Origin of the sequence: Micromonospora sp. WMMD967 (assembly GCF_029626165.1) — a bacterium.
In the GTDB taxonomy this organism is placed as follows: Bacteria; Actinomycetota; Actinomycetes; order Mycobacteriales; family Micromonosporaceae; genus Micromonospora; species Micromonospora taraxaci.
This window is the reverse complement of record NZ_JARUBK010000001.1, coordinates 2,944,849-2,965,561: the sequence shown is the minus strand read 5'-3', so window position 1 is coordinate 2,965,561 and position 20,713 is coordinate 2,944,849. Positions and strand designations below refer to the sequence as shown.

Genomic DNA, 20,713 nt, shown 5'->3' with positions numbered 1-20,713 from the left:
GACGTCTACCCTCGTGGCGGTGAAAACGGGGAGACGGGCACGTGCAGCCACGCTCGCTGCGGCGGTCGTTCTGCTGGCGGTGGTCGGATGCGACATGGCAGCGGTGGACGAGACGCGTGGATGCCAGGAGCAACGACAGGCCGATGAGGCGAAGGTCCTTGTCGGCCGCTGGGAGTGGCCGGAGGAGCTTCCGCTCATCGGCGAGTACGCGGAGATTCACTGGCAGGCGCGCGCGTTGGGCGACCCGTGCTCACGGCTGCCGGGTCCGACGGACTGGGAATACCAGGGCGTCATCGTCCTGCGTCCCGAGGACGCGCGCACGATGGCCGAACAGTTCGACTTCGTGCCGTTCGCATCCATCGACCCGGCTGAGCTGACCCACTCGCACACACCCACGGACGTGCGACCGGACCTCGTGGCGTTCCTTCCGGCCAAGCCCCAGTGGCTGCACAGTCAGACCTACAACGAGACAAAGCCGTCTCCGCGCAGGCGGGTGGCGTTCCTCGACCTGGAGCATCACACGCTGCTGTTCATGCTGAACGACAACTAATCGCCCCTCGCCGCGTACTCACGCGAGGTCGCCGCCGGCCGCCCGTCAGCTCGCCGATGTGGCGGTGTCCCGCGCGACGGATACCGCCACATCGGCGATGTGGGGGTCGATCAACCGCGCGTGGCTCAGGCCGGACCGAATCGATCAAGGTCGGGGCCACTGCGTCTAGACCTCCACGACGACCAGCTCGCCGACCTGTTCGCCGATCGTGGTGCGGGCCTCGGCCGGCAGCCCGGCGTCGGTGATCAGGACGTCGGCGGCTTCCAGTGGGGCGATGGTGGCGATCCCGATGGTCTCCCACTTGGTGTGGTCGGCGAGCACCACGAACCGACGGGCGGCACCGATGAGGCAGCGGTTGACGCCGGCCTCCAACAGGTTCGGGGTGGTGAAGCCGGTGCGCGGGCTGAGCCCGTGGACGCCGAGGAAGAGCAGGTCGACGTTGAGCGCGCTGATCGCCGCCTCGGCGACCGGGCCGGTCAACGCGTCCGACGGGGTACGGATGCCGCCGGTCAACACGACTGTCTGATCGGCGCGCGGGTTCTGGTAGAGCGCGTCGGCCACCGGGATCGAGTTGGTCACCACTGTCAGTCCGCGTACGTCGGAGAGCAACGTCGCCAGCGCCGCGGTGGTGGTGCCGGCGGAGAGCGCGATGGCCATCCCCGGCTCCACCATCCGCGCGGCCCGCTCGGCGATGGCCCGCTTCTCCGCCTGCTGCCGGATCGACTTGGCCGCGAAGCCGGGCTCCTCGGCGGAACCCGGCCCGGCGAGCGTCGCGCCGCCGTGCACCTTGTCCACCAGGCCGCGCTCGGCCAACACCTCGAGGTCGCGTCGGATGGTCATGTCGGACACGCCGAACCGGCTGACGAGCTGACTCACCCGCACACCACCGCGTTGGCGGATCAGGTCGAGGATGGCGGTCTGCCGCTGCTGGGCGAGCAACTCAGGGAACCTCCTTCCCAGTGGAGGCGTCGGGTCGGGCCTCTCGGACGACCGCCACCTCACCGGCCGACACCGTCAGCTCACCGGCACACGGTGCGCCGGTCAACAACTCGACGCCGGTCGCCGGGAGCCGTGCCTCCGCGTCGGTGTGGTTGAGCACGAACAACCAGGTGCGGTCGCCGTCGCGTCGGCGTACCACTTCCACACCCGTCGGCGCCGGCGCGGCCGGTCGGACGCCGGCCTCGTCGACGAGCCGGGCGACCAGCCGATCGGTGGCCGGTTCGTCCAGCCGCGTGCCGACGTACCAGGCGGCACCGTCGCCGACCCGGTGCCGGGTCAGCGCCGGCACACCCGGCAAGGGCCCATCGGTGTACGACGCCAGCACCTCCGCGCCTTCGGCGTGCAGCCATTCGGTCCACACGTCGGCGGTGCTCCCGTCGTCCAGTCGGACCTGCTCGCCCTCGCGCAGCGGGAAGAACTCCTCGGTCCGTACGCCGAGCAGTGCCCGGAACGCGCCGGGGTAGCCGCCCAGCCGGATGTGGTCGTCGGCGTCCACTATGCCGCTGAAGTAGGTGACGGCCGCGATCCCGCCGCCCTCGACGTAGCGGTGCAGGGCCTCGACGTCGGCGTCCCGGACCAGGTAGAGGGTCGGTGCCAGGACCAGCCGGTAGCCGCTGAGGTCGGTCGACGGGTGCACGATGTCGGCGGTCACGCCGGCCCGCCACAGTGCGCCGTACAGGGCGTTGAGCCGGTCGGTGTAGGTCACGTCGACGCTGGGGTGCGAATCCAACTCGACCCCCCACCAGGCCTCCCAGTCGAACAGGATCGCCACGTCGGCGTCCACCCGACTGCCGCGTACCTCGGCGAGGGCCTTGAGGTCCGCGCCGAGCCGGCAGACCTCGCGGAACACCTTGGTGTCCGGTCCGGCGTGCGGCACCAGCGCGGAGTGGAACTTCTCGGCGCCGGCCCGGGAGGCGCGCCACTGGAAGAACAGCACCCCGTCCGCGCCGCGGGCGACGTGGGTCAGGCTGTTGCGGCGCAGCTGGCCGGGCAGCTTGGCCACGTTGCGCGGTTGCCAGTTGACAGCGCTGGTGGAGTGTTCCATGAGCAGCCACGGCTCACCGTTGGCGACGCCCCGGGTGTGGTCGGCGGCGAGCGCGATCCCGAGGTGCGCCCGCGGGTCGGCTGCCGTCAGGTAGTGGTCGTTGGAGACGAGGTCCACGTCGGCGGCCCACGAGTGGTAGTCCATGTTCTTGGCCATGCCGACCATGAAGTTGGTGGTCACCGGCTGACGGACCAACGTCTTCAGCACCTCGCGTTCGGCGCGTAGTTGGGCGCGTTGTTCGTCGGAGGAGAAGCGCAGGAAATCCAACTGCTGCGTGGGGTTGGCGAAGGTCGGGGCGGTGCGCGGAGGGTTTATCTCGGCCCAGTCGCCGTAGCGCTGGCTCCAGAACGCGGTGCCCCACGCGTGGTTGAGCCGGTCCAGGTCGCCGTAGCGCTCCCGCAGCCAACCGCGGAACGCCTCGGCGCTGACGTCGCAGTAGCAGTGCACGTTGTGGCAGCCCAGCTCGTTGGAGACGTGCCACATCACCACGGCGGGGTGCTCGGCGTACCGGCCGGCGACCGCGCGTACCAACTCCAACGACCGCTCCCGGAAGACCGGGGAGCTGGGGCAGTACGCCTGTCGGCCACCGGGCCAGAGGATCGCGCCGTCGGCGCGGCGGGGCAGCGTTTCCGGGTGGGCGCGGGCCAGCCAGGGCGGTGGGCTGGCGGTGGCGGTGGCCAGGTCGACCTGGATGCCGCCGTCGTGCAGCAGGTCGAGCACCCGGTCCAGCCAAGCGAACTCGAACCGGCCCGGCGTGGGCTCCAGCAGTGCCCAGGAGAAGATCCCGACGGAGACCAGGTTGACGCCGGCCCGGCGCATCAACTCGACGTCTTCCGACCAGGTCTGCTCGGGCCACTGCTCGGGGTTGTAGTCGCCGCCGAAATGGATGCCGTCACCCTGCCATCGCCGCATGACAGCTGAGGGTGCACCGGCTGAAGTACGCAAGTCAACAGGTTCCAACATCGACTTTCTTTCCAACGTTTACCCCGTAACAGCCTTGTCACGACTGGGTTATCAGAGGCGAACATCCCTCTTGACAGAGGCCTACGGAGGGGTAGCTTGATGCCCCAATGGCCGTTCGTGTTCGCCAATGTGGATTCTCGGTGGATCGCGATGAGTGATCACGACGACGGATTTACCGTCACCACCCTCTGCTGACCCTTGGACTAGCACCTCTTCATCCGCAGGAGGCACAGATGTCCCGTCCCCAATCCCAGGCCGAGTACCTGGCTCGGCTCGTACCGCCCTCCGTCGCCGGCATCAACCGACGCTCGCTGCTGGCCGGTGCGGCCGGCACGGGAGCGCTGCTCGGCACCGGTCTGCTCGCCGGCTGTGGTGACGACTCCGGCTCCGGCGGGTCCTCGAAGGACGTGTCGCTGGGCTCGAACCAGTCCGACCCGAAGCCCAAGGACGTGCTGGTCAAGGTCACCGACGGGTTCAAGACCTCGTCCGGGGTCCAGGTGGGAATCAACACGGTCGACCACAACACGTTCCAGGAGAACATCAACAACTACCTTCAGGGCAAGCCGGACGACGTGTTCACCTGGTTCGCCGGCTACCGGATGCGCTTCTTCGCCCAGAAGGGCCTGGCCGGCGACATCAGCGACGTGTGGAGCAAGCTCTCCGGCTTCTCCGACGCGTTCAAGAAGGCGTCCACCGGCGACGACGGCAAGCAGTACTTCGTCCCGGCGACGTACTACCCGTGGGCGGTCTTCTACCGCAAGTCGGTCTGGCAGCAGTACGGCTACCAGGTGCCGAAGACCATCACCGACTTCACCAACCTCGGCGCGCAGATGAAGAAGGACGGGCTGATCCCGATCGCCTTCGCCGACAAGGACGGCTGGCCGGCGATGGGCACCTTCGACATCCTCAACCTGCGGATCAACGGCTACCAGTTCCACATCGACCTGATGGCCGGCAAGGAGGCCTGGACCTCCGACAAGGTCAAGAAGGTCTTCGACACCTGGGCCGGCCTGCTCCCGCTGCACCAGCCGGACAGCCTCGGGCGCACCTGGCAGGAAGCCGCCCAGTCGTTGCAGCAGAAGAAGAGCGGAATGTACCTGCTCGGTCTCTTCGTCGGCCAGCAGTTCAGCAACGACGAGCAGGACGACCTCGACTTCTTCACCTTCCCGGAGATCGACCCGTCGATCGGCGCCAAGGCGCTGGACGCCCCGATCGACGGCTACATGATGGCCCGCAAGCCGAAGAACGAGGACAACGCGCGCAAGCTGCTGGAGTACCTCGGCGGCAAGGAGTCCGCCGACATCACGCTCAAGAACGACCCGGCCGTCCTGGTCGCCAACAGCGGCGCGAACGTCGGCGGCTACACCGCGCTGCAGAAGAAGGCAGCCGAACTGGTCGGCTCGGCCACCGAGATCGCCCAGTTCCTCGACCGGGACACCCGGCCGGACTTCGCCTCCACGGTGATCATCCCGGCGATCCAGCAGTTCATCAAGAACCCGAAGGACATCAGCGGGCTCACCTCGTCCATCGAGAACCAGAAGAAGTCGATCTTCACTGACTGACGGCGGAAGGGGGAGGACATCGTGTCCGACCTGCCCCTGATCCAAGCGGATCGCGCCGTGCCGCCGCCGGCGGCGACCACCCGTTGGGGTGGTCGCCGCCGGCGGCTACGGCTCCTGTCCCGCACCGACCGCGTGGTCATCACGCTGATGGTGCTCGTGCCGCTGCTCCTCGTCACCGGCTTCGTCTGGCTCCCGGCGGCAGCCACCGTGCTGCTGTCCGGCACCAACTGGGACGGCATCGGCCCACTCAACGAAATCGAGTTCGTCGGCGCGCGCAACTACGACGACGTGGTCAACATCTACCCGCCGTTCGTGCCGGCGGTCCAGAACAACCTGCTCTGGTTGGCGGCGCTGTTCGTGGTCGCCACGCCCTTCGGCATGTTCCTCGCCGTCCTGCTCGACAAGGAACTGCGCGGCAGTCGCTTCTACCAGACCGCGCTCTACCTGCCGGTGGTGCTGTCGCTGGCGCTGATCGGCTTCGTCTGGCAGCTGCTCTACTCCCGCGACCAGGGCCTGATCAACGCCGCATTCAACAGCAACGTCGACTGGTACGGCGACTCGAACGTCAACATCTGGGCGGTCCTGGTCGCCTCCGGCTGGCGGCACGTCGGGTACATCATGCTGCTCTACCTGGCCGGGCTGAAGGGCGTCGACCCCTCGCTGCGGGAAGCCGCGGCGGTCGACGGCGCCTCCGAGACGCGCACCTTCTTCCGGGTGGTCTTCCCGGTGCTGCGGCCGATCAACATCATCGTGCTGGTGGTGACCGTGATCGAGTCGCTGCGCGCGTTCGACCTGGTCTGGGTCGTCAACAAGGGTCGCAACGGGTTGGAGCTGCTCTCCGCGCTGGTCACCCAGAACGTGGTGGGTGAGGCGAGCCGGATCGGGTTCGGCTCGGCACTGGCGACGATCATGCTGGTCGTCTCGCTGGTCTTCATCACCATCTACCTCGCCACCGTGATGAGGGAGAACCGGGAATGAGCATCGACACTCCGGTACGTCGGCGAAAGCTGACCCCGCAACGGCTGCTGCTGCACGGTTTCCTCATCGCCGTCTCGCTGGCCTGGCTCTTCCCGATCGCCTGGGCGGTGCTGACCTCACTGCGCTCGTACGACTACACCGCCGCCAACGGGTACGTGTCGTTCGGCGGCTGGACCTTCGACAACTACGTCACCGCCTGGCGGACGGCGGAGTTCGGCCAGCACTTCCTCAACTCGCTGTACATCACACTGCCGGCGGTGCTGCTGACCCTCTTCCTCGCGTCCTGCGTGGCGTTCGTGATCGCCCGGTTCAGTTGGAAGCTCAACATCGTCCTGCTCGGGGTGTTCACCGCGGCCAACCTGCTGCCCCAACAGGCGTTGCTCATCCCGCTGTTCCGGTTGTTCACCGAGGTGCCGCTGCCGGAGTTCATGAGCGACTCCGAGTTGCTCTACGACAGCTACTGGGGCCTGATCCTGATCAACGTCGCCTTCCAGTGCGGGTTCTGCGTCTTCGTGCTCAGCAACTACATGAAGGCGCTCCCCCGCGACCTGTACGAGGCGGCGATGGTCGACGGGGCGAGCATCTGGCGGCAGTACTGGCAGGTCACCATGCCGCTGTGCCGACCGGCCCTGGCCGCGCTGGCAACGCTGGAGGTGACCTGGATCTACAACGAGTTCTTCTGGGCCACCGTCCTCATGCGCACCGGCGACAAGTTCCCGGTGACCAGCTCGCTGAACAACCTGCGCGGCGAGTTCTTCACCGACAACAACCTGGTCTCGGCGGGCAGCGTCCTCGTCGCGATCCCCACGCTCGTGATCTTCTTCATGCTCCAGCGACACTTCGTCCGGGGCCTGACCTTGGGAGCCTCAAAGGGATGACGATCCTGCACCTGCGCCGCGCGCGGACCAGCCTGGTGCTCGACGCGCGCGGCCCGGGGCTGCCCAGGGTCGTGCACTGGGGTGGCGACGTCGGCGACCTCGACGACGACGGCCTGCGGCAGCTCACCGACGCGACAGTGCCGCCGGTGGTGCCGAGCGCTTTCGACGAGCCGCCCGTCCTGTCCCTGCTGCCGGAGGCGAGCGCCGGCTGGGGTGGTCGCCCAGGTCTGGCCGGGCACCGCGACGGACGGGACTGGTCCACCGCGTTCCGCCTCGACGACCTGGACGTCGACCACACCGCCGACGGTGCGGCTCGAGTGACGGTGCGGGCGTCGGACTCGGCCGCTGGGCTGGCCCTGACCATCGAGGTCACGCTCGACAGGTACGGCCTGCTGACCGTCCGGCACCGGCTGCGCAACGACGGCGACAGCGCGTACGAGCTGCGGGAGCTGACCCCCGTGCTGCCGGTGCCGCCGGTCGCTACCGAACTACTCGACCTCACCGGCCGCTGGTGCCGGGAACGGTCCCCGCAACGGCACCCGTGGCAGCAGGGCGCCTGGGTCCGTGAGGGTCGGCACGGGCGGACCGGGCACGACGCCACGCTGCTGCTGGTGGCCGGCACAGCCGGGTTCGGCTTCGGCCACGGCGAGGTGTGGGCGGTGCACACCGCGTGGAGCGGCGACCACGTCACGTTCGCCGAGCGCCGGCCCACCGGCGAGTCGACAGTCGGAGGCGGCGAGCTGCTGGCCCCCGGTGAGGTCCGGCTCGGCCCCGGCGAGTCGTACGAGACTCCCCTGCTCTACGCCGTCTGGTCCGACGTCGGGCTGGACGGGCTCAGCGACGTACTCCACTCGCATCTGCGTGCCCGACCCGGACACCCGCGCTCCCCCCGGCCGGTGACCCTCAACGTCTGGGAGGCGGTCTACTTCGACCACGACCTGGACCGGCTGCGGGCCCTCGCCGACCGGGCCGCGCAGATCGGCGTGGAGCGGTTCGTGCTCGACGACGGCTGGTTCCGCGGTCGGCGCGACGACACCGCCGGCCTCGGCGACTGGTACGTCGACGAAGGCGTCTGGCCCGACGGCCTGCAACCGCTCATCGACCACGTGACCGGCCAGGGCCTTCAGTTCGGTCTCTGGGTGGAGCCGGAGATGGTCAACCCCGACTCCGACCTGTTCCGCGCGCACCCGGACTGGCTGCTGGCCGTACCGGGGCGGCTGCCTCCGGCATGGCGCAACCAGCAGGTGCTCGACCTGGGCCGCCCCGAGGCGTACGCCTATGTGCTGGAACGTCTCGACGCCCTGCTCACCGAACACCCCGGCATCAGCTACCTCAAGTGGGACCAGAACCGGGACCTCACCGAGGCCGGGCACCACGGCCGGCCCGGTGTGCACGGGCAGACCCTGGCGGTCTACCGGCTCTTCGACCAGCTGCGCACCCGTCATCCGAGCCTGGAGATCGAGAGCTGCTCGTCCGGCGGGGCCCGCGTGGACCTGGCCATCCTGGCCCGCACCGACCGGGTCTGGGCCAGCGACTGCAACGACGCCCTGGAACGGCTCAGCATCCAACGCTGGACCGGGCTACTGCTGCCGCCGGAACTCGTCGGCACGCACATCGGCCCGCAGCGCTCGCACACCACCAACCGCGTCCACGACCTCGGCTTCCGGGCGGCCACCGCGCTCTTCGGCCACCACGGCATCGAGTGGGACATCGCCTCGATCAGCACCGCCGAGCAGACCGAACTGGCCGCCTGGGTGGCACTGCACAAACGGCTGCGCCCGCTGCTGCACGGCGGCCGGGTGGTCCGGGTCGACCACCCCGACCCGGCCGTCTGGGCACACGGCGTGGTCGGCAGCGACAAGACCCAGGGGGTGTACGCGGTGGCGCGGCTGGCCACGTCCGCCACGCCGTCCCCCGGCGCGGTCCGGCTGCCCGGCCTGGACCCCGTGCGCCGTTACCGGGTGCGGCCGGTGTCGGACGTGCCGCTACCCGCGAGCATCGACCGGTCCACGCTGGCCTGGTTGGCGGACGGTGTCGTCCTGACCGGGGCGGCGTTGGCCCGGGTGGGGTTGCAGATGCCCGCGCTGCACCCGGAGCAGAGCCTGGTGCTGGAGGTCGTCGAGGCCGGTTGGAAAAAACTCCGATCGGGGTGTCGAGAACGGTGCGGCCTGCTTCTACCTCACTGTGAGAGCACCGAGGGTGGTGCGCAGGTGTGAGGAGCGAGACGATGAAGTACATGCTGCTGATGCAGTTCAGCGCCGCGGGGACCGACTTCCCGAGCATCGACACCTGGACCCCGCCGGAGGTCCAGGCGCACATCGCGTTCATGGGCGAGGTCAACGAGAAGCTCACCGCCGCCGGGGAATGGGTCGACGGGCAGGGTCTCGGCGGTCCGCAGCAGGCCCGGATCGTCCGCGCCGGTGAGGGCGGTGCGCCGGTCGTCACCGAGGGGCCGTTCGCCGAGACGAAGGAGTTCCTCGCCGGGTTCTGGATCGTCGACTGCGACAGCCCGCAGCGGGCGGTGGAGTTGGCCGCACACATCTCCACCGCGCCCGGCCCGGGTGGCCGTCCGCTGAACATGCCGATCGAGGTGCACCCGGTGATGTCCGCGCCACCGCAGGAGCTGTGAGCGCTGACCACCAATTCCCGCGTCGAGGACCTGCTGCGCGACCTCGCGCCGCAGGTCCTCGGCGTGCTCGCCCGCCGCTTCGGTGACTTCGCCACCGCCGAGGACGCGGTGCAGGAGGCACTGCTGGCCGCCGCGACCCAGTGGCCGACGGAGGGGCTGCCGGACAACCCACGCGGCTGGCTGATCCAGGTCGGCTACCGCCGGATGATCGAACTGGTCCGCGGTGAGCAGGCCCGACGCCGCCGGGAGGATCTCGTCGCCCGGCGCGACCCGGACGACAAGCGGCACGCGCCGGCCGCCGACGAGGAGTTGACCGCCGAGCGGGACGACACAGTGGTCCTGCTGATGCTCTGCTGCCATCCGGCGCTCGCCCCGACGTCAGCGGTGGCACTGACCCTGCGCGCCGTCGGCGGTCTCAGCACCGCCGAGATCGCCCGCGCCTTCCTGGTGCCCGAGGCGACCATGGCGCAGCGGATCAGCCGGGCCAAGCAGCGCATCCGCGCGTCCGGGCTGCCGTTCCGGATGCCCGAGCCGGCCGAGCGCGCCGGTCGGTTGACGGCCGTCCGGCAGGTGCTCTATCTGATCTTCACCGAGGGGCACACCAGCACCACAGGCCCGGACCTGCGCCGCATCGACCTCGCGGCCGAGGCGATCCGGCTCACCCGCGCACTGCACACGCTGCTGCCCGACGACAGCGAGTCGGCCGGACTGCTGGCGTTGATGCTCCTCACCGAGGCGCGCGGCCCGGCGCGGACCGGGCCTTCGGGCGAGCTGATCTCCCTGTCCGACCAGGACCGCAGCCGCTGGGACGCGGCGGCGATCGCCGAGGGCGTCGCACTGGTCACCCGGGCTCTGCCGCGTGGGCCGGTCGGCCCGTACCAGGTGCAGGCCGCCATCGCCGCGCTGCACGACGAGGCACCGAGCACCGAGGCGACCGACTGGCCGCAGATCCTGGCGCTCTACGAGGTGCTGGAACGACTCGCCGGCAGCCCCGTGGTGGCGCTCAACCGGGCCGTGGCGACCGCCATGGTGCACGGGCCGGCAGCCGGTCTCGCGGCCGTCGACGCGCTGGCCGACGACCCCCAACTCGTCGGACACCACCGACTGCCCGCCGCCCGCGCACACCTGCACGAGATGGCCGGCGACCGGGATCGGGCGATCGTCGACTACCGGGCCGCCGCCGCGCGCACGAACAGCCTGCCCGAGCAGCGCTACCTCACCATGCGAGCGGCCCGGCTCGCCGCCGAACCAGCACCGGTGCAACCCAGGGACTGACCCACGCCGCGGTGGGCTCGGTGCGTGCTCGCGGCCGGGTGCCTGGATGTCGGGCGGCGCCGGACACCGGCGATAGCCTGACCACCGACATCCAACGTCGAGCATTCAGGACTGGGGACCGCATGGCGTACGTGCTGCTGGGGATCGCCATCCTCGCCGAGGTGCTGGCGACCAGCCTGCTCAAGAGCACCGCTGGGTTCAGCCGGCTCTGGCCGACGGTGGGTTGCCTGACCGGCTACGTGCTGGCGTTCCTGCTGCTGGCGCAGGCGGTCAAGGAGATCCCGGTCGGCGTCGCGTACGCGCTCTGGTCGGGTCTGGGCACCGCAGCCATCGTGGCGATCGGGGCGGTGTTCCTGGACGAGCGGGTCGGGCTGGCCAAACTCACCGGCATTGCGCTGATCATCGCCGGGGTGGTCATCGTGAACCTGTCCGGGGAGCACTGACCGGATCGAAGGTCCCCGCGCGGCGGCGGAATGGCCGGGCCCATACGGACCCGGCCACCACCACTCTTCCTGCTCAGCCGGCGGTGCAGCTCACCGCCGGTGGGGCGTTGCTGCCGGTCCAGCCGCCGACGAAACCGAAGCTGGTGCTGGCACCGGCGGCCAGTCGGCCGTTGTAGTCCGCGTTGCGCGCGGTCACCGTGGCTCCGCTGCTGGTCAGCGTCGCGTTCCAGGCCTGGGTGACGCTCTGGCCGTTGGCGTACGTCCACCGGGTGGTCCAACCCGTGATCGCGGCGGCGCCGGCGGTCACCCGGACCTCACCCTGAAAGCCGCCCTGCCACTGGTTGGTCACCGTGTACGTCGCCGAGCAGCCACCCGTCGGCGGAGGGGTGGTCGGCGGCGGCGTGGTGGGCGGAGGCGTGGTGGGCGGAGGCGTGGTCGGCGGAGGCGTGGTCGGCGGCGGGGTGCCGCCGAAGACGCTGGCCTCCCGGGCGGTCTGCCGGATGCCGTTGGCGCCGTTGAAGAGCCGCTGACCCCAGGTGGTCAGGTTGGCCGGGTTGAAGGACGTGGCCAGGTCGAGATATTCCACGCCGCCGCCGTTGCCGCTCCACGACCAGCCCAACCAGCCGATCCCGTTGGCTTGGGTGTACGCGAGGATGGTGTCCTCGTCCGGGTCCCCGTCGGAGTGGTTGAAGCCGAACTCGCCGACCACGATGGGCAGCCCCGCCGAGCGGAAACGGCTCAGGTAGTCGCTGATCTCGGCGGCGGTGTCGAACACCCCGTACATGTGGATCGAGAAGACGGTGTTGCGGGCCGGGTCCGCGGCGAAGACCGACGCGGCGTTGTCCCGCATGGTGAACGACCAGTCCTGCCCCCAGTTGGGCGCGTCCACCATGATGGTGTGGGTCAGCCCGCCGGCACGCAGGCGCTTGATCGCGTTGGCGTTGTCGGTCGCCCAGGAAGCGTAGTTCTGGTTGCCGTACGGCTCGTTGCCGATGTTGACGATGACGTACCGCTCCTGGCCGACGAGGACGTCGGCGAGACCGAGCCAGTAGTCGACCGCGCGGGCGAGGGTGATGGCGCCGCTCTGCTCGCCGTACCCGGTGGTGTCGTGCACCTCCAGCACGCAGATCAGCCGGTTGGCCTTGCACAGGGAGATGACGTTCGCGACGTCGGCGTTGGTGTTACGGGTCCACCGGTCGCCGCTGGACAACACCACTCGCACGGTGTTCGCCCCGAGTGCCTTGACGTCGGCGAACGAGCTGGTCTGCTGTGGATACCAGGTGTGCGCGTGGTTGACGCCGCGCATGACGAATTCGGTGCCGTTGGCGTCGTACAGCTTGCCGCCCGCGACGGAGAAGCCGGCCGCCGCGTGCGCCGGCTGGCCGAACGCCAACACGGCGACGAGCAACGCGAGCAGCGCCGCGCCGACGGCAGAGAGTCGAGTCTTCATGGCCTTCCTCAGGGAGAACCCCCGGTGCCCGACAGGGGTGGGACGAGACAGGGGAAGGCGGCTGCAGCCCGGCAGCCGCGCCCGGCTCCCGGAACGCACGCATCAGCGTAGGGCGATGGATAGGCCGTCGCAACCGGTTCAGTAGGCAGGCTCTGGGCCCGGACAGCCGCAACGGCCCACGCAGGCGCAGGCCGTCACGGGGCGATCATCCCCACCACAGGATGTGCGCCACATCCGGCTCTTAACCGGTTAAGAGCGACGGTAGGCAGGTCGCCGCGATCCGTCAAGCATCGCCGGAGCCGAACCGGACGGGAGGGTTGACGGCTGTCGACCTGGGTATCCCGGGAACGATCCGTCGGTGGAGAGGGGAAACCAGGATGGTCAGCGTCGGCTACACCCTGATGAGCGAGCAGGCCGGTCCCAAGCAACTGGTGGACCACGCCATCCGAGCCGAAGCGGCCGGCTTCGACCAACTCGTGGTCTCCGACCACTACTACCCCTGGCTGGACTCCCAGGGCCACTCGCCGTACGCCTGGTCGGTGCTCGGCGCGGTCGCTCACGCCACCTCCCGCGCGCAGCTGATGTCGTTCGTGACCTGCCCGATCCGCCGCTACCACCCGGCCGTCGTCGCGCAGAAGGCCAGCACGATCGGGGCACTCTCGGACGGTCGATTCACACTGGGCCTCGGGGCGGGCGAGAACCTCAACGAGCACGTCGTCGGCAGCTGGCCGCACGTGCAGCAACGACACGAGATGTTCGAGGAGGCGTTGCAGATCATCCGGCCGCTGCTCAACGGCGAGACGCTGACGTTCTCCGGCAACCACTTCGACGTACCCGACGCCTACGTCTGGGACCGGCCGGAGCGGCCGGTGCCGATGGCCATCGCGGCGTCCGGCCGCCAGTCCGCCACGTTGGCGGCCGAGTACGGCAGCGGCATCATCTCCACCGAACCGGACCGGCACATCATCGAGATGTACGACGACGCCGGCGGCGCCGGCCAGCCCCGCTACGGGCAGGTGGCCATCTGCTACGGCCCCGACGAGGCGGAGTGCCGCAAGATCGTGCACGACCAGTTCCGCTGGTTCGGGATGGGGTGGAAGGTCAACGCCGACCTGCCCGGCCCGGAGTCGTTCGCCGCCGCCACCCAGTTCGTCCGGGAGGAGGACGTCGCCGAAGGCATCTCCTGCGGCCCGGACGTGGACGCGCACGTCGAGGCGTTCCGCAAGTTCGTCGACGCGGGCTTCACCCACGTGGCGATCATCCAGGTCGGTGGGGAGAGCCAGCCGATGTTCCTGGACTGGGCGCAGGATCAGCTACTGCCTCGACTGCGCGAGCTGTGAGCCACCCCCTCGCACCGCAGCCCGCACTCACGGACAGGTGAACCCCATGCGCATCGGTAACACGGAGATCCGCCCGCTCGGTGGTGGCATCGGCTGCCTCCTGATGATCCTCTTCTCGATCGTGGCCTCGGTGGTGCTGACTATCCTGGTCAACCTGGTGCTGTAAGGGCACTGTCAGCGGCGCAGACCCAGAGCGCTGAGCACCTCCCGGGAGGCCACGCGGGCCGGGTCGAGCACCGCGCGGCGGGTCCAGCGGGCCGCCGGCGTGACGGTTGCCCGCCAGGCCGCTCGCAGGCCGCGCGCCACCGGCACGACCGTCACCGACCAGACCCAGCGGACGCCCGAGAGCAGCGGACGCACCGTGTGCCGCCACAACCAGCGCAACCCGTGGCCGATCGGGCGCAGGATCAGTCGGTAGACCAGCCGCAGCACCCGACCGGCGGTACGCCACGCACCGACCACCGCGACGACGACCAACCGGCCGAACCCCACGACGACCCAACGGATTCCGCGTACGAGCCCGGCGAGCGCGGCACCCAACGCCCCGGCGAGCATGCCGACCCCACGCCACAACAGGCGGCCGACCGGGGTGAGTGCCGCTCCCACCCGTCGCAGCGGCCGCAGGACCAGGTGCTCGGTGAGCCAGGCCAGCACGCGCCCCAGAGCCACGAGAGGCGGGCGCAGCCCTCGGCGGGCCAACCACACCAGCGGCAACCAGACCACCGTGCGGGCCACCCAGGCGAGGGCGTACGCCAACCACACCAGCGGCAACCAGACCACCGTGCGGGCCACCCAGGCGAGGGCGTACGCCAACCACACCAGCGGCAACCAGACGAGGGTACGGGCCACCCACGCGACACCGCGGGCCAGCCACACGAGTGGCAGCCAGAGGAGATGCCGTGCTGCCCAGGTCAACGGGAGCCAGATCAGGGTGCGCGCGCACCAGACCAGGGGACGCCACAGCAGCCGGTGCAGGGCCCAGACCAGCGGGGCCACCAGCCAGTCGCGCAGAAACCGACCGGCCGGGCTGAGCAGGTGCCGGTACAGCAGCCGGCCGGCAGCCGCGATCAGCTCCCAGAGCAGGCGTACCGGCAGCACGAAGACCAGCGCGACACCGCGCGCGACGGCCGCGACGAGCGGAAACGCGACGGTGGCCGGCTCGGCCGTGTGGACGGCCGACGGGGCGCGGGCGGCGAGCGTCGCCGTCGGCGCGACCGGACGATCGGCGGGAAGCGGCGGCCGGACGGTGGGGCGGTCGGTCACGGTGGGCACGGTAGCCGTGCCGCGCCACGCGCGGGGCCCCTCCGGTCACAGGTCGATGGTGGCCAGGAGTGGATAGTGGTCGGAGGCCGTGTCCGCCGCTCCGCCGCGGATCACCCGGCAGTCGCGCACCCGTTCCGCCAGGGCCCGGGTGGCGAGCAGATAGTCCAGGCGCATCCCGGCGAACTCGGCTCCGCCGAACCCGGTGGGAACGGTGTGGCCGTCGGGCTCCGGCACACCGACGTTGCACGCCGGCCACAGGTCGACCAGGTCGGCGGCGAGCAGCCGGGCGATCGCCCGGGTGTCCACCGCGCCCCCGCCCCGACGCAGGTGCCTCCGCCGATAGAGGATGGGCATGCCGGCCAGGCGAGCGGCGTGGTCGACGGTCGGGTCGAGCGAGTTGAGGTCACCGGCGAGCAGTGTCAACGGCCCTCGGCTGTGTCGCATCGCGGCGGCCAGCCAGTCGACCTCCATCCGCCGCCGTCCGCCGGAGTACGGATAGAGGTGGGTGCCGAAGACGGTCAACGGGCCGGCGGGGGTGTCCACCACGACGCGGGCGGCGGCGTGGTGGAAGGGCCGGCGCAGGGTCCCCGCGTCGACTACCCGGTACGGCGGACGGACCAGGACCGCGACCGGCTGCCCGAAGCAGGACCTGGCCAGGTGCGGTGTCATCCCCACCCGGTCCGCCACCGCCGCCATCAGCCCGTCGCGGTCGAAGCCGCGCAGTTCCTGGAGGGCCAGCACGTCCGGTGCCTGCTCCTCGATGACCTGGACCACCCGGTCCAGCCGGTCGGAGCCGCCGTGGTCCCGACCGCCGGTGCGGATGTTCCAGGTCATCAACCGCAGCACGGCGACGCTCAGTCCGACCGGCCGGCCCGCGCCAGCTCGTCGTCGAGGGTGCCCACGTCCTCCGACTCGATTTCCGGCTGGTTGCCTTCCTTCAGGTCTTCGTTCGGGCGGATCACGAGGTAGAGCAGCCCGATCCAGAGCGCGGACAGCAGGATCGCGCCCATGAAGTCGGTCGGGTGGTGCATGCCCCGGTACATCCGGGAGGTGGCCACACCGACCGGCATGAGCACCGCCAACCCCACGAAGATCCAACGCCACCACCGGTCGGTACGCGGGAACACGATGACTGTGATCGCCAACCAGACGCAGATCGTGGCGGCGATGTGCCCGGACGGGAACGACGAGGTGGGCATCTGCCCGTCCAGGTTCTCCACCGCCGGGCGCGGCCGGTCGACGGCTCGGGCCGACGCGAGGAACAGGGTCAGCTCACCGACCATCGCCAACGCCACGAACAGCACCGGCCGCCAACGCCGCCACACCGCCAGCACCAGCGGACAGAACACCAGCGAGATCAGCAGGATCGCGTGGGTGTCACCGAACTTGCTCCACCACCAGCTCACCTCGGTCAACGTGTCGGTGTGCCGCTCGGCGAACCAGCGCGGAACGTCGGTGTCGAGGGTGTCGAAGAAGGTGCCCTTGGCGTAGTAGCTGACGTAGGTGCCGAAGGCGTAGAGCGCACCGAACACGAGCACCCAGCCGACCAGCAGCTCGGCCACCGCGGAGCGGGGGTGGGCCAACACGTGCTCCTCGGCCGGGGCGGGCGCGATGTCGTGCCCCGCCTCCGGCTCCAGGCCCTCGGTGAGCGGCGGCACCGGTCGTCCGCGTTCGCGACGCCACAGTCGGAAGGCGTACGCGGTGACGCCCAGCCAGGCCGCGCCGAGCAGCCAACCGCCCAGCACGTCCGAGACGAAGTGCACGCCCAACGCGATCCGGGTCAGACCGATCAGTGCCACCAGCACGCCGACGCCGACGATCGCCGGCTTACGCCAGCGGGGCGCCATGGCCGGCAGGAACACCAGCAGCAGTGCCCCGTACGCGACGAACGAGCCGAGCGCGTGCCCGCTCGGGAAGCTGTTGCCGGGGGCGTTGGCGATCGGCACGTCCACGATCGGGCGGAGCCGGCCGACCAACGTCTTCAGGGAGGGGTCCAGGATCAGGCCACCGACCCCGGTGATGATCAGGTAGACGGCGAGGCGAGGCTGACGCCGGATCAGCAGACCGACCACGGCGATGGTGACCAACCAGATGAGGATCGGGCGGCCACCCAGGTCGGTCACCGCCTGGAGGACGGTGACCAGCGCGTGGTGCGGGGCGACGAGACCGTTGAACCACTCGGCGGCGGCGTGGTCTGCGTCCTGCAGAGGGCTCCACCGCACCCGCACGAGCAGCAACAGCAGCCCGAAGGCCACCCCGGCGCCGGTGACGGCCACCAGGCCGGCGATGCTCCGTTCGGCGAAATGCCCGATCGGGCGCCGTGCCACCTCTTTGACCGCGGTCACCCCGCACCTCCCTTGTCGGCTCTGGCGAGGCGCTTTACCCGATCTGCGTCACGCGTACACGCGGGGCGTCGCTACAGCGCTGTCATGTCCCCGGTGTCGAGCAGTTCGGCACGGTCGGTGTCGGGCTCCCACAGGTCCGGTTGGGCCGGCTCCTGGACACCGATGCGCAGCGCCTCCAGCTGGGCGGCGAACGCCAGCCCACCGAAGAGCGCCATGCCGGTCAGGTTGGCCCAGAGCAGCAGCGCCATCATGCCGGTCAACGCGCCGTAGGTCTGCCCGAACCCGTCACTGAACTTGACGTACGCGGCGAGCAGCAGGCTGGCCAGCCACCAGAGTGCGGTGGCGATGCCCGCGCCGAAGAACAGCCAGGACAGGCCGGGCTGGTTGCGACGCGGAGCGTGCCGGAACAGCACCGCCACGGCGAGGACGGTCAGCCCGAGGCTGAGGGGAAAACGGACCACGTTCCAGATGACGTTGGCGAGCGCGCCCCACTCGTAGTGCTCCCGCACGGAGCGGCCCATCGCGCCACCGCCGACGAGGATCAGGAAGCCGGCGAGCGCGGGCAGGCCGGCGGTGACGGCCAGCACGGCGGCGCGCAGGTACTTGCGCAGCGCCGGGCGGTCCCGTTCGACGCCGTAGATGCGGTTGGCGCCCCGCTCGATCTGGGCCATCGTGGTGGTCAGCGCGACCAGGCCGGTGAGCAGACCGAGGGTCAGTGCCAGCTCGCCGGCGTCCTCGGCGCGTTCGCCCTCGCCGAGCAGGTCGCCGACGACCTCCGCGCTCTGACCGGGGGTGAGCGCCAGCACGGTGTCGGCGACGACCCGGCCGCCCTCCGCGACGCCCAGCTCGGTGATCAGCCCCGTGAGGGCGATCAGGAACGGCACCACGGCGAGGCAGAGTTGCAGCGCGAACGCCCGGGAGTGGCTGAAGCCGTCGCCGTAGCGGAACCTGATGAACGCGTCGCGCAGCAGGTGCCAGCCGCCCTCCCGGCGCAGTGTGTGCCAGGCGTCGTCGGCGGACAGCTCCTCGTCGGCCATCAGCCGGGTCTCCGGCACGATCCGGGTGCTACTCACGGCGCGCTTCCTCGATCAGCTGCTCGCCCCGCTCTCCGGCGCCCTGCGCGTCGACGGCCAGGTCGGGTGCGTCCTCCGGCTGCGGGACGCACAGCCAGAGCGCCTCCGGTCGGATCTCCGCCCGGAGCTGCCGGCCCGGGGAGATCAGATCGCCGTCCAGCTCACGCGGCTGGGCCCGACTGCTGGTGATCACCACGCGTTTGCCGCGGAACACCTCCATCCGGGGCACCTCACCGCGGCGACGGACCACCGCCCAGCCGAGCGCGAGCCAGTGCCGCAGGTTGTGCGGTGTCAGCACGGCGACGTCGAGCCAACCATCGTCCGGCTCCGCCTCGGTGAGCAGTGTGACGCCGCCCTGGAGTCGGCCGACGTTGGCGATCAGGACCGAGCGGGCCCGGCGGCGTACCGGTGGTCGGTCGTCGACGCGGATCTGCACCCGCATCGGCCGGTCCCGCAGGTGGCGGACGGCGCCCACCACGTACGCGGGCCAGCCGATGCGGGCCTTGGTGGTCTCGTTGGTGGCTTCGAGCATCTGGGCGTCGAAGCCCATGCCCGCCATCACTGTGAAGTACTTGTCCTCGACGGCGCCGACGTCGAGCAGTCGCCGGCCCCGCTCGACGGCCACCTGCAACCCGGCGGCCAGGTCGGTGGAGAGGCCCAGGTTGGCGGCGAGCAGGTTGCCGGTGCCCTGGGGCAGCACGGCCAGCGCCACGTCGGTGCCGACCAGCCCGCTGACGCAGGCCATCACGGTGCCGTCGCCGCCGCAGGCGAAGACCAGGTCGACGCCGTCCTTGACGGCCTGTTCGGTCTGGCCCCGGCCCGGGTCCTCGACGGTCGTCTCGTACCACTGGGGCGCGGGCCAGCCGGCCGCGGCGAGGGCGTCGTCGACGACGCGGCGCAGCTCGTCGAGATCGTCGACCTTCGACGGGTTGACCACCACCGCGGAGCGCAGCCCGCCGTCGCCGCCCGAGGGCCGCCTGTCGTGTCCAGCATCCACGGCGCCAGTGTGCAGCAACCGGACGGCTTCAGCGACCCGGCGACCCGGCGACGTCGAAAGCGCCACAGACAGGTTTCAACGCGAGCTCACCCGTCAGGCCGCCGCCCGGAGCGCGACCTCCACCCGGCGGCGCAGGTCATCGAGGTCGATCCCTGACTCGGTGAGCACCAACGCGCCCAGCCCCTGCCCCTCCCGGAGCACCCCGAGCAGGATGTGCTCGGTGCCGATGTGCTTGTGACGCAGGCGCAGCGCCTCCCGCAGGGACAACTCCAGCGCCTTCTTCGACCGGGGCGAGAACGGACCGCCGAGGTACCGCTTGCGCCCCCAGCGTCGGCGCGGCGCCGGCACCGCCTCGCGCAGCGCGTCCGGGCCGAAGGACTGCTCGATGCGCGCCACGATCGCGGCCAGGTCGATGCCGATCTCCCGCAGGGCCGCCGCGTCGGCGTCGCCGAGACCGGCGCCACCGGTGGTGGTGTGCCGGCGTACCCGTTCGCGCAGGTCGTCGGCGCGCACACCGGCGTCGGCGAGCACCCGGCTGGCCAGGCCCGCGTCGTCGGCGAGGAGGGCGAGCAGCAGGTGTTCGGTGCCGACCGGCCGTTGACCCTCGACCCGTGCCTCCTCCAACGCCCGCCGCACCACGTCGCGCGCCCGGTCGGTGAACCGTTCGAACATCACGCCTCCCAGGATGAGTTGACCGCCGGTCGCCCGGCGTGCTTCTTGTGGACCGCCTGCCGGCTGACCTCGAGCGCGTCGGCGATCTCCTGCCAGGACCAGCCCTGTCGTCGGGCGTTGTCCACCTGGACCACCTCGAGCCGCTCGAGCAGCCGGCGTAGTGCGCGGACGGCACGCAGCCCGACCCGGGGGTCGGTGCTGCCGGCTGCCGCCGCGAGTTCTGTCGCCTGACTCATGCCGTCAACATACGT

At 70.5% G+C, this 20,713-nt stretch carries 19 protein-coding genes; 9 read left to right on the top strand and 10 right to left on the bottom strand.

Annotated features, from left to right (window positions below; genetic code table 11):
- Positions 1 to 19 precede the first annotated feature (19 nt).
- A complete protein-coding gene (locus tag O7631_RS13905) occupies positions 20 to 550 on the top strand; it encodes a hypothetical protein (RefSeq protein ID WP_278144588.1) in 531 nt (176 codons plus the stop codon).
- 165 nt (positions 551 to 715) lie between these two features.
- Here O7631_RS13905 and O7631_RS13900 read toward each other — a convergent pair whose 3' ends face one another.
- Together O7631_RS13900 and O7631_RS13895 are read right to left on the bottom strand one after the other, a co-directional pair.
- On the bottom strand, positions 716 to 1,489 hold the full coding sequence (locus O7631_RS13900) for a DeoR/GlpR family DNA-binding transcription regulator (protein ID WP_278144587.1): 774 nt from the start codon (positions 1,487 to 1,489) through the stop codon (positions 716 to 718).
- A gap of 1 nt (position 1,490) precedes the next feature.
- A complete protein-coding gene (locus O7631_RS13895; protein WP_278144586.1) occupies positions 1,491 to 3,506 on the bottom strand; it encodes a beta-galactosidase in 2,016 nt (671 codons plus the stop codon).
- A 284-nt stretch (positions 3,507 to 3,790) separates the two neighbouring features.
- On the opposite strand from O7631_RS13895, the gene O7631_RS13890 reads away from it, so the two are divergent.
- The 7 genes from O7631_RS13890 to O7631_RS13860 all read left to right on the top strand — a co-directional run bounded on the left by O7631_RS13890 (position 3,791) and on the right by O7631_RS13860 (position 11,322).
- Positions 3,791 to 5,119 carry an ABC transporter substrate-binding protein gene (locus O7631_RS13890; RefSeq protein ID WP_278144585.1) on the top strand — a complete coding sequence of 443 codons (1,329 nt, stop codon included), beginning with the start codon at positions 3,791 to 3,793 and terminating at the stop codon, positions 5,117 to 5,119.
- A gap of 21 nt (positions 5,120 to 5,140) precedes the next feature.
- Positions 5,141 to 6,097 carry a sugar ABC transporter permease gene (locus O7631_RS13885; RefSeq protein ID WP_278144584.1) on the top strand — a complete coding sequence of 319 codons (957 nt, stop codon included), beginning with the start codon at positions 5,141 to 5,143 and terminating at the stop codon, positions 6,095 to 6,097.
- A complete protein-coding gene (locus O7631_RS13880) occupies positions 6,094 to 6,975 on the top strand; it encodes a carbohydrate ABC transporter permease (protein WP_278144583.1) in 882 nt (293 codons plus the stop codon). The genes O7631_RS13885 and O7631_RS13880 overlap by 4 nt, the downstream gene beginning before the upstream one ends.
- Positions 6,972 to 9,191: an alpha-galactosidase gene (locus O7631_RS13875; RefSeq protein WP_278144582.1), complete on the top strand. Its 2,220-nt coding sequence runs from the start codon at positions 6,972 to 6,974 to the stop codon at positions 9,189 to 9,191. The genes O7631_RS13880 and O7631_RS13875 overlap by 4 nt, the downstream gene beginning before the upstream one ends.
- 11 nt (positions 9,192 to 9,202) lie before the next feature.
- Complete coding sequence (locus O7631_RS13870; RefSeq protein WP_278144581.1) at positions 9,203 to 9,604, top strand: YciI family protein; 402 nt, start codon at positions 9,203 to 9,205, stop codon at positions 9,602 to 9,604.
- A 3-nt stretch (positions 9,605 to 9,607) separates the two neighbouring features.
- On the top strand, positions 9,608 to 10,879 hold the full coding sequence (locus O7631_RS13865; protein WP_278147934.1) for a sigma-70 family RNA polymerase sigma factor: 1,272 nt from the start codon (positions 9,608 to 9,610) through the stop codon (positions 10,877 to 10,879).
- A gap of 122 nt (positions 10,880 to 11,001) precedes the next feature.
- Positions 11,002 to 11,322, top strand: a complete 321-nt coding sequence (locus O7631_RS13860) for a multidrug efflux SMR transporter (RefSeq protein ID WP_145784789.1) — start codon at positions 11,002 to 11,004, stop codon at positions 11,320 to 11,322.
- 73 nt (positions 11,323 to 11,395) lie between these two features.
- Here O7631_RS13860 and O7631_RS13855 read toward each other — a convergent pair whose 3' ends face one another.
- Positions 11,396 to 12,772 (bottom strand): cellulase family glycosylhydrolase, encoded by a 1,377-nt coding sequence (locus tag O7631_RS13855; RefSeq protein ID WP_278144580.1) that lies wholly within the window; start codon positions 12,770 to 12,772, stop codon positions 11,396 to 11,398.
- Positions 12,773 to 13,149: 377 nt separating this feature from the next.
- Between O7631_RS13855 and O7631_RS13850 the strand changes: the two genes are divergently transcribed.
- On the top strand, positions 13,150 to 14,112 hold the full coding sequence (locus O7631_RS13850; protein ID WP_269680351.1) for a TIGR03557 family F420-dependent LLM class oxidoreductase: 963 nt from the start codon (positions 13,150 to 13,152) through the stop codon (positions 14,110 to 14,112).
- Positions 14,113 to 14,286: 174 nt separating this feature from the next.
- Here O7631_RS13850 and O7631_RS13845 read toward each other — a convergent pair whose 3' ends face one another.
- The 7 genes from O7631_RS13845 to O7631_RS13815 form a co-directional block, all read right to left on the bottom strand.
- Complete coding sequence (locus tag O7631_RS13845; RefSeq protein ID WP_278144579.1) at positions 14,287 to 15,375, bottom strand: hypothetical protein; 1,089 nt, start codon at positions 15,373 to 15,375, stop codon at positions 14,287 to 14,289.
- Between the two features lie 45 nt (positions 15,376 to 15,420).
- The gene (locus tag O7631_RS13840) at positions 15,421 to 16,221 is read right to left on the bottom strand and encodes an endonuclease/exonuclease/phosphatase family protein (RefSeq protein WP_278144578.1); all 801 of its coding nucleotides are present in this window, start codon (positions 16,219 to 16,221) and stop codon (positions 15,421 to 15,423) included.
- 8 nt (positions 16,222 to 16,229) lie between these two features.
- Positions 16,230 to 17,720, bottom strand: a complete 1,491-nt coding sequence (locus O7631_RS13835; RefSeq protein ID WP_278144577.1) for a phosphatase PAP2 family protein — start codon at positions 17,718 to 17,720, stop codon at positions 16,230 to 16,232.
- Between the two features lie 71 nt (positions 17,721 to 17,791).
- Entirely contained in the window at positions 17,792 to 18,793 is a 1,002-nt protein-coding gene (locus tag O7631_RS13830) for a YihY/virulence factor BrkB family protein (protein WP_278144576.1), read from the bottom strand.
- A complete protein-coding gene (locus O7631_RS13825) occupies positions 18,786 to 19,790 on the bottom strand; it encodes a diacylglycerol kinase family protein (protein WP_278144575.1) in 1,005 nt (334 codons plus the stop codon). The genes O7631_RS13830 and O7631_RS13825 overlap by 8 nt, the downstream gene beginning before the upstream one ends.
- Positions 19,791 to 19,883: 93 nt before the next feature.
- Entirely contained in the window at positions 19,884 to 20,462 is a 579-nt protein-coding gene (locus O7631_RS13820; RefSeq protein ID WP_278147933.1) for a Clp protease N-terminal domain-containing protein, read from the bottom strand.
- A complete protein-coding gene (locus O7631_RS13815; protein WP_007457155.1) occupies positions 20,462 to 20,698 on the bottom strand; it encodes an HTH domain-containing protein in 237 nt (78 codons plus the stop codon). Before O7631_RS13815 ends, O7631_RS13820 begins: the two co-directional genes overlap by 1 nt.
- Positions 20,699 to 20,713: the final 15 nt, after the last annotated feature.

Excerpts from the sequence above, each read along its gene's own strand:
- O7631_RS13895 (WP_278144586.1), bottom strand. The coding sequence starts at position 3,506 with ATGCGGCGATGGCAGGGTGACGGCATCCATTTCGGCGGCGACTACAAC.
- O7631_RS13890 (WP_278144585.1), top strand. The coding sequence starts at position 3,791 with ATGTCCCGTCCCCAATCCCAGGCCGAGTACCTGGCTCGGCTCGTACCG.
- O7631_RS13880 (WP_278144583.1), top strand. The coding sequence starts at position 6,094 with ATGAGCATCGACACTCCGGTACGTCGGCGAAAGCTGACCCCGCAACGG.
- O7631_RS13875 (WP_278144582.1), top strand. The coding sequence starts at position 6,972 with ATGACGATCCTGCACCTGCGCCGCGCGCGGACCAGCCTGGTGCTCGAC.
- O7631_RS13870 (WP_278144581.1), top strand. The coding sequence starts at position 9,203 with ATGAAGTACATGCTGCTGATGCAGTTCAGCGCCGCGGGGACCGACTTC.
- O7631_RS13860 (WP_145784789.1), top strand. The coding sequence starts at position 11,002 with ATGGCGTACGTGCTGCTGGGGATCGCCATCCTCGCCGAGGTGCTGGCG.
- O7631_RS13855 (WP_278144580.1), bottom strand. The coding sequence starts at position 12,772 with ATGAAGACTCGACTCTCTGCCGTCGGCGCGGCGCTGCTCGCGTTGCTC.
- O7631_RS13850 (WP_269680351.1), top strand. The coding sequence starts at position 13,150 with ATGGTCAGCGTCGGCTACACCCTGATGAGCGAGCAGGCCGGTCCCAAG.
- O7631_RS13820 (WP_278147933.1), bottom strand. The coding sequence starts at position 20,462 with ATGTTCGAACGGTTCACCGACCGGGCGCGCGACGTGGTGCGGCGGGCG.
- O7631_RS13815 (WP_007457155.1), bottom strand. The coding sequence starts at position 20,698 with ATGAGTCAGGCGACAGAACTCGCGGCGGCAGCCGGCAGCACCGACCCC.